The 13,223-nt window shown below is 69.8% G+C and carries 17 protein-coding genes; 10 read left to right on the top strand and 7 right to left on the bottom strand.

Going from position 1 to position 13,223, the window contains the following annotated elements:
• Window position 1: 1 nt before the first annotated feature.
• The 5 genes from LE181_RS18325 to LE181_RS18305 all read left to right on the top strand — a co-directional run bounded on the left by LE181_RS18325 (window position 2) and on the right by LE181_RS18305 (window position 5,104).
• Complete coding sequence (locus tag LE181_RS18325; RefSeq protein ID WP_190112169.1) at window positions 2–931, top strand: ABC transporter permease; 930 nt, start codon at window positions 2–4, stop codon at window positions 929–931.
• Window positions 924–1,895, top strand: coding sequence for an ABC transporter permease (locus LE181_RS18320; protein ID WP_225662381.1), 972 nt, complete (start codon window positions 924–926; stop codon window positions 1,893–1,895). The genes LE181_RS18325 and LE181_RS18320 overlap by 8 nt, the downstream gene beginning before the upstream one ends.
• Before the next feature lie 11 nt (window positions 1,896–1,906).
• Window positions 1,907–2,965 (top strand): ABC transporter ATP-binding protein, encoded by a 1,059-nt coding sequence (locus LE181_RS18315; RefSeq protein WP_225662380.1) that lies wholly within the window; start codon window positions 1,907–1,909, stop codon window positions 2,963–2,965.
• Window positions 2,958–4,109, top strand: a complete 1,152-nt coding sequence (locus LE181_RS18310) for an ABC transporter ATP-binding protein (protein ID WP_225662379.1) — start codon at window positions 2,958–2,960, stop codon at window positions 4,107–4,109. The genes LE181_RS18315 and LE181_RS18310 overlap by 8 nt, the downstream gene beginning before the upstream one ends.
• A 104-nt stretch (window positions 4,110–4,213) precedes the next feature.
• Entirely contained in the window at window positions 4,214–5,104 is an 891-nt protein-coding gene (locus LE181_RS18305) for a hypothetical protein (RefSeq protein WP_225662378.1), read from the top strand.
• On the opposite strand, the gene LE181_RS18300 is transcribed toward LE181_RS18305, so the two are convergent.
• Window positions 5,098–5,511 carry a nuclear transport factor 2 family protein gene (locus LE181_RS18300; RefSeq protein WP_225662377.1) on the bottom strand — a complete coding sequence of 138 codons (414 nt, stop codon included), beginning with the start codon at window positions 5,509–5,511 and terminating at the stop codon, window positions 5,098–5,100. The two genes, LE181_RS18305 and LE181_RS18300, sit on opposite strands and share 7 nt — an antisense overlap.
• Before the next feature lie 173 nt (window positions 5,512–5,684).
• Between LE181_RS18300 and LE181_RS18295 the strand changes: the two genes are divergently transcribed.
• On the top strand, window positions 5,685–5,966 hold the full coding sequence (locus tag LE181_RS18295; protein WP_225662376.1) for a hypothetical protein: 282 nt from the start codon (window positions 5,685–5,687) through the stop codon (window positions 5,964–5,966).
• Between the two features lie 98 nt (window positions 5,967–6,064).
• Here the strand turns inward: LE181_RS18295 and LE181_RS18290 are convergent, their stop codons facing one another.
• Window positions 6,065–6,316: a hypothetical protein gene (locus LE181_RS18290; RefSeq protein WP_225662375.1), complete on the bottom strand. Its 252-nt coding sequence runs from the start codon at window positions 6,314–6,316 to the stop codon at window positions 6,065–6,067.
• Window positions 6,309–6,662, bottom strand: a complete 354-nt coding sequence (locus tag LE181_RS18285) for a hypothetical protein (protein WP_225662374.1) — start codon at window positions 6,660–6,662, stop codon at window positions 6,309–6,311. Before LE181_RS18285 ends, LE181_RS18290 begins: the two co-directional genes overlap by 8 nt.
• Before the next feature lie 182 nt (window positions 6,663–6,844).
• On the opposite strand from LE181_RS18285, the gene LE181_RS18280 reads away from it, so the two are divergent.
• Complete coding sequence (locus LE181_RS18280) at window positions 6,845–7,444, top strand: hypothetical protein (protein ID WP_225662373.1); 600 nt, start codon at window positions 6,845–6,847, stop codon at window positions 7,442–7,444.
• Here the strand turns inward: LE181_RS18280 and LE181_RS18275 are convergent.
• Together LE181_RS18275 and LE181_RS18270 are read right to left on the bottom strand one after the other, a co-directional pair.
• Window positions 7,427–8,023, bottom strand: a complete 597-nt coding sequence (locus LE181_RS18275) for an XRE family transcriptional regulator (RefSeq protein WP_225662372.1) — start codon at window positions 8,021–8,023, stop codon at window positions 7,427–7,429. The two genes, LE181_RS18280 and LE181_RS18275, sit on opposite strands and share 18 nt — an antisense overlap.
• 25 nt (window positions 8,024–8,048) lie before the next feature.
• A complete protein-coding gene (locus LE181_RS18270; protein ID WP_225662371.1) occupies window positions 8,049–8,291 on the bottom strand; it encodes a winged helix-turn-helix domain-containing protein in 243 nt (80 codons plus the stop codon).
• Between the two features lie 362 nt (window positions 8,292–8,653).
• Here LE181_RS18270 and LE181_RS18265 point away from each other — a divergent pair, with 362 nt between their 5' ends.
• Entirely contained in the window at window positions 8,654–8,893 is a 240-nt protein-coding gene (locus LE181_RS18265) for a hypothetical protein (RefSeq protein WP_225662370.1), read from the top strand.
• 32 nt (window positions 8,894–8,925) lie between these two features.
• Here the strand turns inward: LE181_RS18265 and LE181_RS18260 are convergent, their stop codons facing one another.
• On the bottom strand, window positions 8,926–9,888 hold the full coding sequence (locus LE181_RS18260; protein WP_225662369.1) for a helix-turn-helix domain-containing protein: 963 nt from the start codon (window positions 9,886–9,888) through the stop codon (window positions 8,926–8,928).
• A 123-nt stretch (window positions 9,889–10,011) separates the two neighbouring features.
• Here LE181_RS18260 and LE181_RS18255 point away from each other — a divergent pair, with 123 nt between their 5' ends.
• The gene (locus tag LE181_RS18255; RefSeq protein WP_225662368.1) at window positions 10,012–11,040 is read left to right on the top strand and encodes a saccharopine dehydrogenase family protein; all 1,029 of its coding nucleotides are present in this window, start codon (window positions 10,012–10,014) and stop codon (window positions 11,038–11,040) included.
• A gap of 107 nt (window positions 11,041–11,147) precedes the next feature.
• Here the strand turns inward: LE181_RS18255 and LE181_RS18250 are convergent, their stop codons facing one another.
• A complete protein-coding gene (locus LE181_RS18250) occupies window positions 11,148–12,617 on the bottom strand; it encodes an MFS transporter (protein ID WP_225662367.1) in 1,470 nt (489 codons plus the stop codon).
• 94 nt (window positions 12,618–12,711) lie between these two features.
• Here LE181_RS18250 and LE181_RS18245 point away from each other — a divergent pair, with 94 nt between their 5' ends.
• Window positions 12,712–13,191 carry a MarR family winged helix-turn-helix transcriptional regulator gene (locus LE181_RS18245; RefSeq protein WP_225662366.1) on the top strand — a complete coding sequence of 160 codons (480 nt, stop codon included), beginning with the start codon at window positions 12,712–12,714 and terminating at the stop codon, window positions 13,189–13,191.
• Window positions 13,192–13,223 lie beyond the last annotated feature (32 nt).

Below are 13,223 nucleotides of genomic sequence, written 5' to 3'. Positions count from 1 at the left end.
CATGGGGCGCTATGTCGCGCGGCGACTGCTCCAGATGATCCCGGTCTTCATCGGGTCAACCTTGCTGATCTTCCTCATGATGTACGCCCTGCCCGGTGACCCCGTGCGGGCCATGTGGGGAGAACAGGCCATCGACGAGGCGCAGATCGCCTCGATCAAGCACGATCTCGGGCTCGACCTGCCGCTGTGGCAGCAGTACTGGAACTACGTCAGCGGACTGTTCCAGGGCGACTTCGGCACCCAGATCGCCAGCCAGCGGCCGGTCGCCGACGTCATCGCCGACGCGATTCCGGTGACCCTCCGACTGGCGCTGTTCGCCTTCGTCTTCACCGTCGTCGTCGGCATCAGCCTCGGCGTCCTGGCCGGCCTGAAGGCCGACCGCTGGCTGGACAAGGGCGTGCTGTTCTTCACCCTGCTGCTGGTCTCGGTGCCGTCCTTCGTGCTCGGCTACCTCTTCCAGTTCATCTTCGCGATGAAGCTGGGCTGGCTGACCCCGACGGTCCAGAACTCCGAGGACTTCGGGCAGTTGTTCATGCCCGCCATCGTGCTCGGCTCGCTGTCCCTGGCGTACGTCACCCGGCTGACGCGCACGTCCATCGCGGAGAACAAGCGCGCCGACTACATCCGCACGGCCGTCGCCAAGGGCCTGCCGCGCCGCCGCGTCGTCGGCATCCACCTGCTGCGCAACTCGATGATCCCCGTGGTCACCTTCCTCGGCACCGACCTGGGCGCCCTGCTGGGCGGCGCGGTCGTCACCGAGGGCATCTTCAACGTCCAGGGCATCGGCCGCGAGATCTACGAGGCCCTCAACCGACACGAGGGTTCGACCGTCGTCGGCATCGTCACGTTGCTCGTCATCGTCTATCTCTGCGCCAGCCTGATCGTCGACCTGCTTTACGCGGTCCTGGACCCGAGGATCCGTTATGCCTGAGGCAACCGAGGGCGCCGTCGTGGCCGGAGCCGCCACCGAGACGACCCCGAGCCCCACGACAACCGCGGGCGGCGCCGGCGGAAGCGGCGGTTCTGTCGGCAAGCCGCGCAGCCTGTGGAGCGACGCCTGGGGCGACCTGCGCCGCAACCCGCTGTTCGTGGCCTCCGCGGTCCTCATCCTGCTGCTGCTGACGATGAGCTGCTTCCCGAGCCTGTTCACCAGCGCCTCGCCGCGCAACGGCGACCTGACCGGGGCCTTCCTCAAGGAGCCCGAGTACGGCAAGGTCTTCTCGCCCGAGTGGCTCGGCTACGACGGCCAGGGCCGCAGCATCTGGGCGCGCCTGGTCTACGGCGCCCGCGCCTCCGTGATCGTCGGCGTCGTCGTCACCGGCACCGTCACCCTCTTCGGCGGCCTCGTCGGCATGCTCGCCGGCTACTTCGGCGGCTGGGCCGACAGCCTGCTCTCCCGCCTGACCGACGTCTTCGCGGGCATCCCGTTCCTGCTGGGCGCCATGGTCGTCCTCACCTCGTTCGAGGTGCGCACGGTCTGGGTGGTCTCCGCCGCCCTCGCCGTCCTCGGCTGGACCCAGATCGCCCGCGTCATGCGCGGCTCGGTGATCTCCATCAAGCAGCAGGACTACGTGATGGCCGCCAAGGCGCTCGGCGCCGGCACCGGCCGCATCCTGCTGCGCCACATTCTGCCGAACGCCGTCGCGCCGGTGATCATCGTCGCGACGACCGCGCTCGGCGGCTACATCGCCGCCGAGGCCACGCTGTCGTACCTCGGCATCGGCCTGGCCGACCCGGCGATCTCCTGGGGCATCGACGTCTCGGCCGGCAAGGACCAGCTGCGCAACGCGCCGCACGTCCTGCTCTACCCGGCGCTGATGGTCTCGATCACCGTGCTGGCCTTCATCATGCTCGGCGATGCGGTGCGCAACGCCCTCGACCCCAAGCTGCGCTGAGGGAGGCGTACGTGACCACCATCGAGAAGACCGCGCAGGTCCCCGAGCCCCGCAAGGCCGGCGACAAGGGCACCCCGCTGCTCGAAGTCCGTGACCTGCACGTGGAGTTCCACACCCGCGACGGCGTCGCCAAGGCCGTCAACGGCGTCAACTACACGGTCAACGCGGGCGAGACGCTCGCCGTGCTCGGCGAGTCCGGCTCCGGCAAGTCCGTCACCGCCCAGGCCGTCATGGGCATCCTCGACATGCCGCCGGGGAAGATCCCGCAGGGCGAGATCCTCTTCCGCGGCCAGGACATGCTGAAGATGTCCGCCGAGGAGCGCCGGAAGATCCGCGGCAGCAAGATCGCGATGATCTTCCAGGACGCGCTGTCCTCCCTGAACCCGGTCCTGACCGTCGGCTACCAGCTCGGCGAGATGTTCCGCGTGCACCAGGGCATGTCCAAGAAGGACGCCAAGGCCAAGGCCGTCGAGCTGATGGACCGGGTCCGCATCCCGGCCGCCAAGCAGCGCGTGAGCGACTACCCGCACCAGTTCTCGGGCGGCATGCGCCAGCGCATCATGATCGCCATGGCGCTGGCCCTGGAGCCGGACCTGATCATCGCCGACGAGCCGACGACGGCCCTGGACGTGACCGTCCAGGCGCAGGTCATGGACCTGCTCGCCGAGCTCCAGCGCGAGCTCAACATGGGTCTGATCCTCATCACCCACGACCTCGGCGTCGTCGCGGACGTCGCCGACAAGATCGCGGTGATGTACGCGGGCCGCATCGTGGAGACCGCACCCGTCCACGAGCTGTACAAGCGCCCGGCCCATCCCTACACCCGGGGCCTGCTGGACTCGATCCCGCGCCTGGACCAGAAGGGCCAGGAGCTCTACGCGATCAAGGGCCTGCCGCCCAACCTGCTGCGCATTCCGGCCGGCTGCGCCTTCAACCCGCGCTGCCCCAAGGCGCAGGACATCTGCCGCACGGACACCCCCGCCCTGCAGCGGGTGACCGAGCGGGACGGTGCGGAGCTCGACGGCCGCGGCAGCGCGTGCCACTTCTGGAAGGAGACGATCCATGGCTGAGACCGGCAAGAAGGACGAGGCCATGGCCGAGGCGACGCCCAACGTCACCGAGGTGGAGATCAGCGACGCCAGCACGACCGCCGAGGTCGAGGCCGTCCTCGACGCCCCGGTCGAGCGCGGCGAGCCGATCCTGCAGGTCCGCAACCTCGTCAAGCACTTCCCGCTGACGCAGGGCATCCTCTTCAAGAAGCAGATCGGCGCGGTCAAGGCCGTCGACGGCGTCTCCTTCGACCTCTACCAGGGCGAGACGCTGGGCATCGTCGGCGAGTCCGGCTGTGGCAAGTCCACGGTCGCCAAGCTGCTGATGACCCTGGAGACGGCCACCTCGGGCGAGGTCTTCTACAAGGGCCAGGACATCACCAAGCTGTCCGGGCGCGCCCTGAAGGCCGTGCGCCGCAACATCCAGATGGTGTTCCAGGACCCGTACACCTCGCTGAACCCGCGCATGACGGTCGGCGACATCATCGGCGAGCCCTTCGAGATCCACCCCGAGGTGGCCCCGAAGGGCGACCGGCGGCGCAAGGTCCAGGAACTGCTGGACGTCGTGGGCCTCAACCCGGAGTACATCAACCGCTATCCGCACCAGTTCTCCGGCGGTCAGCGCCAGCGCATCGGCATCGCGCGCGGCCTGGCGCTCAACCCGGAGATCATCATCTGCGACGAGCCGGTGTCGGCGCTGGACGTCTCGGTGCAGGCGCAGGTCGTCAACCTGATGGAGAAGCTGCAGGACGAGTTCAACCTCTCCTACATCTTCATCGCGCACGACCTGTCGATCGTGCGGCACATCTCCGACCGCGTCGGCGTGATGTACCTCGGCAAGATGGCCGAGATCGGCACGGACGTGCAGATCTACGACCACCCGACGCACCCGTACACGCAGGCGCTGCTGTCGGCCGTCCCCGTCCCGGACCCCGACGCGCGCGAGGGCCGCGAGCGGATCATCCTCACCGGCGACGTCCCGTCCCCGGCCAACCCGCCGTCCGGCTGCCGCTTCCGCACCCGCTGCTGGAAGGCGGAGGACAAGTGCGCGGAGGAGGTGCCGCTGCTGGCGGTGCCGGAGGTGTTCGCCGGCAAGAAGACGCCGGCGGCGCACGAGTCGGCGTGCCACTTCGCGGAGGAGAAGCAGGTGGTGGGCGCGGCGTAGGCAGCGCTCGTCCCGTACCGGACAGCGGGGGCTTCCCGCCGGCAACGGCCGGCGGGAAGCCCCCGTTTTCCGTGCGCGGGACGGACCGGGGTAGGTTCTGGATCATGAAGTCCGGCCTGTCCCGCCCCCGCACCCGCCTCCTCTTCGTCACCGACCTGGCCTACGAGGCCAAGGGGCGGCGCTACTGCGACGAGGACATCTTCCTGACGTCGCGGCTGCGCGAGGACTTCGACGTGGCCGTGTGCCACCCGCTGGATGCGGCGGGACTGCTGGAGACGGGCGCGTTCGCGGCGGTTGTGATCCGCAACAGCGGCCCCGTGCTGCACTACGCGGCCGCGTACGAGGACTTCCGCACCCGGGCGGCGCGGGCGGGCGTCCCGGTCTACAACCAGCTGACCGGCAAGGCCGACATGGCCGGCAAGCAGTACCTCCTCGATCTCAGCGCCGCGGGCTACCCGGTGATCCCGACCATCGACCGCCCGCAGGACGCCTCCCGGCTGCCGGAAGTCGCCGAGTACGTCGCCAAGCCGAAGGCGGGCGCGGACTCGATCGGCCTGCGGTTCATGGAGCGGCCGGAGCTGGACGGGCTGGGGGAGCGGGAGTGGGCGGCGGGCGTGCTCGTCCAGCCCCGCATCCACTTCCGCTACGAGGTCTCGTTCTACTTCATCGACGACACCTTTCAGTACGCGCTCTACGCCCCGGACCCGGAGCGGCGCTGGAAGCTGGAGCGCTACGAGCCGACGGCCGCGGACCTGGCCTTCGCGCAGCGCTTCATCGACTGGAACGCCATCGAACACGGCATCCAGCGCGTGGACGCCTGCCGCACGCCGGAGGGCGAGCTGCTGCTCGTGGAGCTGGAGGACCTCAACCCGTACCTGTCCCTGGACCTGCTGGATGCGGACATGCGCGAGGCGTTCGTGACGAACCTGAAGGCGTCCCTGCGGGCCCTGACGGAGGCGCCGGGGGCGCCGGAGGCGTCGGCGTCAGCTCAGTAGAACGTCCGCCCGCCGGTCCCCGAGGAGACCGACCACACCTCGGTGATGCGCCCGCCGCGGAACTGAAGTATGTCGGTCCCGCTTCGGGAGACGACGTGCCCGTCACCGTCGGTGAAGCTCGCACGATAAGGCCGCGCCACTACCCCGTGCGGCGCCGCCCCGTCGTGACCCTCCGTGTCGACGACGGCGGGCCCCTCGGCGACGAACCGCAACCCGGGCCGCTGCCGGTGCCACCCCGCGATGACGTCCGCGAGCTCGGCGGGCCGCCGGACGTCGTCGAACGCTTCGGTCCCCGCCTGTGCGTACCGCAGACGGAACTCCGGCGCCATGATCTCCCCGGCCAGCCCCGTGTCCCCGTTCCACATGGCGGTCCACCGGTCGTACAGCTCAACTCCGAACTGACGCATACGAATCCCTCCCCCGTCGGTCCTGACTACTGGAACGGACTGTAGTGGGAGGGTCTGACAACGCCGGTCCGATGGGGGCTTGGGTGGCTCGGATGGCGGGTGTGGTGGGAGTCGCCTACGGTTGTCTCAGATGTTCGTAAATTCGAACACCTGAGCCTTTCATGGAGGTCACCATGAACTGCCTTCGATTCCTCGCCCGGGCCGCTGCGCCCACCGCCCTGCTGGTCGGCCTGGCGGCCGCCCCCGCAATGGCCTCGGACACACCCGCGCCGAACACACCGGCAACCGTGAGCACCAGTCCGGTGAAGGCACAGGTCAAAACCTGGCACTGGATGGGCAATTACGGCTCCGTCTATGACGTGGCCAACGCCGCGAACGGCTTCGGAGCCGGGGCCGGGGAACTCATCACCCAGGACGTCGGCAACGGCCTGTACGCGACCTTCATGTACTACTGAGCCCAGGCGGCTCGGCAGTCCCACGCACAGTGCCCGCCCGTGGCCCCACGCCACGGGCGGGCACCTGGGTTGTACCTCATGCCGGTGTCACGGTCTGCTCAGCCGAACCAGGAGACCTGCACGACGACGATGCGCTCACCCCGTACGTCGGTCAGGTATGTGATCATGACCTGGCCGCGGCTCTCGGTGCGTAGTCCCGGGCCGGGGCCGGTATACGACGCGCCATCGAGAAAGACCATGGAAGCGCGCGTGGCGACTTCCTGGGCCAAGCGTCCGACCTCGGCCGTCGCTTCGGGCGTGAGGCCGTCGAGGAGGTCATCGGGATCATGCTCCCAGTGCCAGTCAGCCACCCTCGACCTCACGGTGTGCGGCGCGGACGACCTCGCCGATGTCCCGGATCGCCTGCTCTCTCACGTCTGCGTCTTCACTGTCCATCGATCGTTCGGCGTCGTGCAGCCGCCGTGCGGTCTGCGGGTGGCGTTCGATCTCGACGACCACGCCCCAGCGCCGGTAGAACATCCGGATCGGTACGACGCTGCCCTCGTCGCCGGCCTGGACGAACGTGTTCTGCATGTCCTCGAAGAACTCGGTGAGGCGTGAGGGAGCCACCGTGGCGACGGCTTGGCGCAGGGCGGGCAGGGTCAGTGCGGGCTTGGGAATGATCGGGCCATCGTGCTCGGCGTGCTGTGCGGTCATGCGCCGTCCCTTTCCGTCGCGGAGTTCCCTGTCAGCCCGCGGTCAGGATAGCGCCGACGGCAAGGATGACAGGGCGGGTCGCTCGTGCCGGCCAGGCCAGAGCGCGAGGCGACGCCGAGGGGCCAGGAGCCAGTCGGCGGCCGCCCCGTTCCCGGCGAGCAGCGCTGCGCGACAATCGGTGCATGCGCGTTCCGGAGCTGCTTGAGTCCGCCGGCCTCCTGGCTGCCGAAGCGGCGGCCACGGACAACGACGTGACGGTGGCGGACGTCTGGGACTACCTCGTCAACGACGAGTGGGACACCGCCCTCGACCTGCTGGAAGATCTCGGGGACGGCCGTCCGCCACCGCCGGCGTTCTGGGAGGCGATGGCGGAAGCTGCCGAGGAGCTGCGTATGGAGCGGAGCGCCGCTTGGTGCCGCTGGCGCTGCTTCGAGGCCCGCAACGGCGTGATGAGAGCGGACTTGACGCTGAGCCCGGCGGGGGCGACCCGGCGCACGACGCCCGTCCCGGGCGCCGGCGTCCTGCGACCGATGTGGAACATCGGCCATCACTCACCCACCGGCGGACCGTCCTGGAGCGTCGCCGCCCTGTGGATCGAGGGCCGGCCATCCCTGCCACCCGGCGGCCGCGCACCGGTCCGCCTCTTCCCGCTCACACCCGCTCATTGGCGCCACCTCCGCCCCGGCGACCGCATCACCATGCACGAGGACCGATCGGTGGCGGGGACGGCGACGATCCTGGAGGTCCGTTCGCCGGTCGCTGCCTCAGCTGCGCGGCGTTGAGGAAGCCAGGGGAGTGCCCCGGGACCACAACTCCTTGGAGTGTTCCACAAAACGGGAGAACATTCCGCTGTCGCCGTGCCGTCGAAGGTGGAGCAGCGGCGAGTCGTGGCCGACCTGCCGGGCCAGGTGGGGCGTGATGAGGGCTTCGTCGTCGAAGCGGAAGACGGACAGCGAGACGTGATTAGTGGCGTCGGCGGGCGCGGAGAACCGCACTTCCAGGCCGTCCACCTTGCCCATTGCGGCCAACTGCTCCGTCGTTGTCCTGATGCGCGTCGACACGGTCATGGCGACGTCTTCGATCTCCTCGCGCTGGCGGGTCATGACCCCGTCGGGATCACCGATCAGGAAGCGGACGCGGCAGCCCTGTGCGGCCTTTTGCCGGAGCATGCCGGGGAGGTCGGGCACGTGGGTCCAGAGGAAGTAGGACGTGTACCCCCCGAAGAACAGCTCCTCGGTCGCGCCGACGATGAGGTCGCCCCACACAGTGGACGGGCACGCTGACCGGTACGGGTAGCTCTGGACGATCTCCTGGTCGCTACCGGTCTTGAGCCGGTCCCTGACGGCCTTGGGCCACAACATCGCTGCGCGCTCCCGTCGTTCGCGGTCAGTCGAACTGCAGGTCCTTCGAGACATAGGACCCCATGCCGGGCTCGGTGTAGATGAGGCCCTCGGCGCGCAGGGCGCGATGCACCTTGTGGGCCGTCATGGTGGCGATGCCGAACTCTTCCATGAGTTGGACGATGGACGGAACACGCGTCCGCGGTGGGTACGTTCCGTCCTTTATGCGCTGCCGAATCACATCGGCGACTTGACGCCAGCGCGGAATGTCGGGAGCGAATTCGATCACACCGGCAAGCTACGTGTGCCAAGTCTTTCGTGCAATACATGGTTTTGCTCGATTTGTTGATGCTGCAACCGCTCTATAGAGCTGCACTGCTAGGGTCCCGACCAACGAAGGCCCCGGCGACCGCTGCAACCGGTCCCGGGGCATGGCCAACGCTGTGTGTGGAGCGTCGACATGACGAAGCTTAACTTCCGATGGTTCGACTGGGCGAAAGCTCGGCTCTCGTCCGCGAAACCGATCAGTACCGACCGGCGGTGTGCCGCCGCCCCCGTGGTGCGGCCACCTGAGAACCTGCCGCGCCCCACCTTCACCGTCCGCATGTCTGCGCACGGCATCGACTTCATTCCGTGCCCGGAGGATGGCCGATGAGCGAGACGAACCGGCCCACGACCGCGGGCGACGCGCTGCGCGCCAAGGTTGCCGAGGTCAACGCGCGGAGTCGGCGGGGGAGGGGGCAGGCCGAGGTGACGTCGTTGGTGTCGCCGCCGTGCGAGACGTGTCGGCAGATCAAGGGCAGTCGCTACCGGGCCGTCGAGGCCGGTGACCGTCAGGAGGCCGCCCGTATGGCGGTGGCCATGGGCATCCACCAACGGGAGACGCACTGAGGCATCCGGTTACGGGATGGACAATGTGCCGGTCAGGCCGGACGGGACCGCGAGCGGAAGGTGCGGCGGTAGGTGTCCGGGGGCACTCCGACCGTGCGGTTGAAGTGCCGGCGCAGCGTCGTGGCGGTGCCCATGCCGGTGGCCGTGGCGATGACGTCGATACTGTCGTCGGTGGACTCCAGCAACTCCTGGGCGCGGCGGATCCGCTGAGCCAGCAGCCATTGCAGCGGGGTCGTTCCGGTCACCGACCTGAAGTGGCGGCCGAGGTGGCGCGAGCTCATCCGGGCCCGACGGGCCAGGTCTTCGACGGTCAGCGGATGGTCGAGTCGTTCGCTCACCCAGGGGAGCAGCTCGGCGAGCGGGTGATTGCCCTGGGCGGGCACGGGAGTGGTGACGAACTGGGCCTGGCCCCCGGGCCGGTGCGGCGGGACGACCAGGCGGCGCGCGAGCGCGTTGGCGGTCGACTGGCCGTGGTCGAGGCGGACCAGGTGCAGGCACAGGTCCATCGCGGCGGCCTTGCCGGCGGAGGTGAGCACGCTGCCGTTGTCCACGTAGAGGACGTCCGGGTCCACCTCCACGCGCGGATAGCGGTCGGCCAGGTCTCCGGTGTGCGCCCAGTGCGTGGTCGCGCGCCGCCCGTCCAGCAGCCCGGCGGCGGCCAGCACGAACGCGCCGGTGCAGAAGGAGACCACGCGCGCCCCGGCCTCGTGGGCCGCGCGCACCGCGTCGACGAGGTCGGCCGGCGGGTCCTCGGCGACATCGGCCCAGGCGGGGACGATCACCGTACCGGCGCGCGGGAGGTGGTCGAGTCCGTAGTCGGGCTCCAGCGTGAACCGGCCGACCCGCACCGCGCCCGGCCCGCAGACCACGACGCTGTACCCGCGGCCGGCCCCGGCGGGAAGGCGGTTGCCGAACACCTCGTGGGCCACGGACAGTTCGAAGTGGAGCATGCCGTCGGTGACGGCCAGGGCGACAGTGCCGGTGTCGGTGTCCACGTCCGGAATTGTACGGGTCGTGTCGTTCCGGACACTCGTGTGGACGACTCGCGCTCGCCAGGATGTCCGTAACGGACCGCCGGTGGACTGCCACCGGATCATTGGAGTAACGGGGGAGAACCCATGGGATCGAAACGTGCCGTAGCGGTGTTCGGCGCGTACGGGCACACCGGACGCTTCGTGGTGGCACACCTGCGGGAACGCGGGTTCATCCCCGTGCTCTCCGGCCGCGACCCCGGCAAGCTGCAGACGCTGGCGGCATCCGCTCCGGGACTCGACGCCCGCCCGGCATCGGCCGGGGACCCCGACTCGCTCGACCGCGCGCTGGCCGGCACAGCGGCAGTGATCAACTGCGCCGGGCCCTTCGCCACCACGGCCGCCCCCGTTATCGAGGCGGCACTGCGCGCCGGCATCCCGTACGTGGACGTGACGGGTGAGATCGAGTCCGGCGTCGAGACGTTCGCGGACTTCACGGACCGTGCCCGCGCGGCGGGAGCGGTGATCGTCCCCGCGATGGCTTTCTACGGCGGTCTCGGCGACCTGTTGGTCACCGCGGCGATGGGTGACTGGACGGCGGCCGACGAGGCACACATCGCCTACGCGCTGAGCAGCTGGCACCCCACCGCCGGAACACGCGCCACGAGCAAGGTCTCCCGCCGGCGGCGAGGCGGCCGGCGCATCCGCTACGCCGACGGGCAGCTGGAGTACCGCGACGACGCGTCACCAACCCTCCACTGGCCCTTCCCCGGCCCCATCGGTCCCCGCGCCGTCATAGGGGAGTTCACCACGGTCGACGTCGTTACCGTCCCCAGCCACCTGTCCATCCCCGACGTGCACACGCACATGACGGTCGAGGCGGCCAGGGAGGTGCTGGCCCCGGACACTCCGACGCCCGCCGCGACCGACGCGCACGGACGGTCCGCGCAGACTTTCCTCGTCGACGCCCTCGTCCGCCGTGGCGGCACCGAACGCCGTGCCGTGGCGCGGGGCCGGGACATCTACGCCGTCACCGCGCCGCTCGCGGTGGAAGCGGTCCACCGCATCCTCACCGGCCGGACCCGGGCGACCGGTGTCGCCTCCGCCGGCAAGATATTCGACGCACCCGACTTCCTCCGCGCACTGTCGCCGCACATCTCCGTGGAACTTCACTAGCGGGCCGCCGGCGCCGCGGCATCCCGAGCGGCCATCGCAGTGGTGACGGGGTCACCCGCCACCAGAAGTACGAGGGCTTGACGCACGGGGACTGCCTGCCCGAACCCTCAGTGGCGCGGGCTTCGCAGGAGGGTCGCCGTGAGGGCGGCGGCGGTCAGGAGCAGACCGGCGCCGACCGCGAAGGCCAGGTGGTAGCCGCCGGTCAGGGAAGCGGCCGCGGTGTGGCCGGCGGACTCCAGGCTCTCGGTGCGCGAGGCCGCCAGGGTGGAGAGGACGGCGACGCCGAGCGCCATGCCGATCTGCTGGGTGGTGTTGAACAGGCCGGAGGCGAGGCCCGCGTCCTGCTCGCCGGCGCCGGACATGCCCAGCGTGGTGAGGGCCGGCAGGGCCAGGCCGAAGCCGGCGGCCAGCAGCATCACCGGCAGCAGGTCGGTGACGTAGTCGGCGTGCACCGGCAGCCGGGTCAGCAGGCCGAGCGCCAGGACCAGCAGGGCGAGGCCGGCCAGCAGGACGCGGCGCTCGCCGAAGCGGGCGTTCAGCCGGGCCGAGACCCCGAGGGAGACCGCACCGATCACAGCGGCGGCCGGGAGCATGGCCAGGCCCGTCGAGGCGGCGCCGTATCCGAGGACCTTCTGGAGGTAGAGGGCGACCAGGATCTGGAAGGAGAACAGCGCGGCCACCATCAGCATCTGGACGAGGTTCGCGCCGGCCACGGTGCGGGAGCGGAAGATCCGCAGCGGCATCAGCGGGGTGCGGGCCGTGGCCTGGCGCAGGGTGAAGGCGCCCAGCAGGGCGAGGGAGAGCGTTCCGAGGCCGAGGGTGTGCGCGGAGGTCCAGCCGTACTGCTCCACCTCGACGACGGTGTAGATGCCCAGGCTGAGTCCGGCGGTGACCAGGAGCGCGCCGATGACGTCGGCCCCCGAGCGCAGCCCCAGGCCCCGGTCCGCGGGAAGCGCGGGCGCGGCCGTCAGCAGCGCGGCGAGACCGATGGGCAGGTTGATGAAGAAGATCCAGTGCCAGTCGAGCGCGTCGGTGAGGATGCCGCCGAGCACCTGACCCAGCGACGCTCCGGCCGCGCCGGTGAAGGAGAAGACGGCAATCGCCCTGGCGCGCTCGCGGGAATCGGTGAACAAGGTGATCAGAATGCCGAGGCTGACGGCCGAGGCCATCGCACTCCCGAGCCCCTGGAGGAAGCGGGCCGCTATGAGCACCGCGGGGGAGGCGGCGAAGCCCGCGAGCACCGAGGCGGCGGTGAAGACGGCGGTCCCGGCCAGGAACATGCGCTTGCGGCCGATCAGGTCGCCCAGGCGACCGGCGAGCAGCAGCAGACTGCCGAAGGCGATCAGATAGGCGTTGACCACCCAGCTGAGGCCGCCGGGGGTGAAGCCGAGGTCGTTCTGGATGGCGGGCATCGCAACGGTGACGATGCTGCCGTCGAGGACCGTCATCAGCATGCCGGTGGAGAGCACGGCAAGGGCCGTCCAGCGGGAACGCAGCCCCTGGGCTGCCGCCGCCTGGGCGGTGGCGCGCGGGGTGACGGTGACAAAGGGGGTGGGGGCATCCGTAGCCACAGGCATGGGCTTCTCCAGTCAGTGAAGGCGACTAGCGAGACCGTAGCAGATGGTTTCGTTGTAGACGATTTCTTTCAGATCGAATTGCTAGGCTGGGGGCATGACTGCGATGGCGCCCACTCGGACCGAACCTGACCTCTCCTTCCTTCTGGACCACACCAGCCACGTCCTGCGCACCCGCATGGCCGCCGCCCTCGCCGAGATCGGCCTCACCGCCCGTATGCACTGCGTCCTCGTGCACGCCCTGGAGGAGGAGCGGACCCAGATCCAGCTCGCCGAGATCGGCGACATGGACAAGACGACGATGGTCGTCACCGTCGACGCCCTGGAGAAGGCGGGATTGGCCGAGCGGCGGCCGTCCGCCAAGGACCGCCGGGCCCGCATCATCGCCGTCACCGACCAGGGCGCCGCCGTCGCCGCGCAGAGTCAGCGCATCGTCGACCAGGTCCACGCCGACGCCCTCGCCTCCCTCGCGGCCACCGACCGCCAAGACCTTCTGCGCATCCTGAAGCAGCTCGTCGAAGGTGACTTGCAGTCCCCCTCCGAAAGCCCCCGTCCGGCGCGCCGCGCCCGGATGTGACACACCGCCCGAGGTGAGGAAGTAGCACGGAA

Origin of the sequence: Streptomyces sichuanensis (assembly GCF_020328095.1) — a bacterium.
Taxonomy (GTDB): domain Bacteria; phylum Actinomycetota; class Actinomycetes; order Streptomycetales; family Streptomycetaceae; genus Streptomyces; species Streptomyces cinnamoneus.
This window is presented reverse-complemented; position numbering and strand designations above follow the sequence as displayed.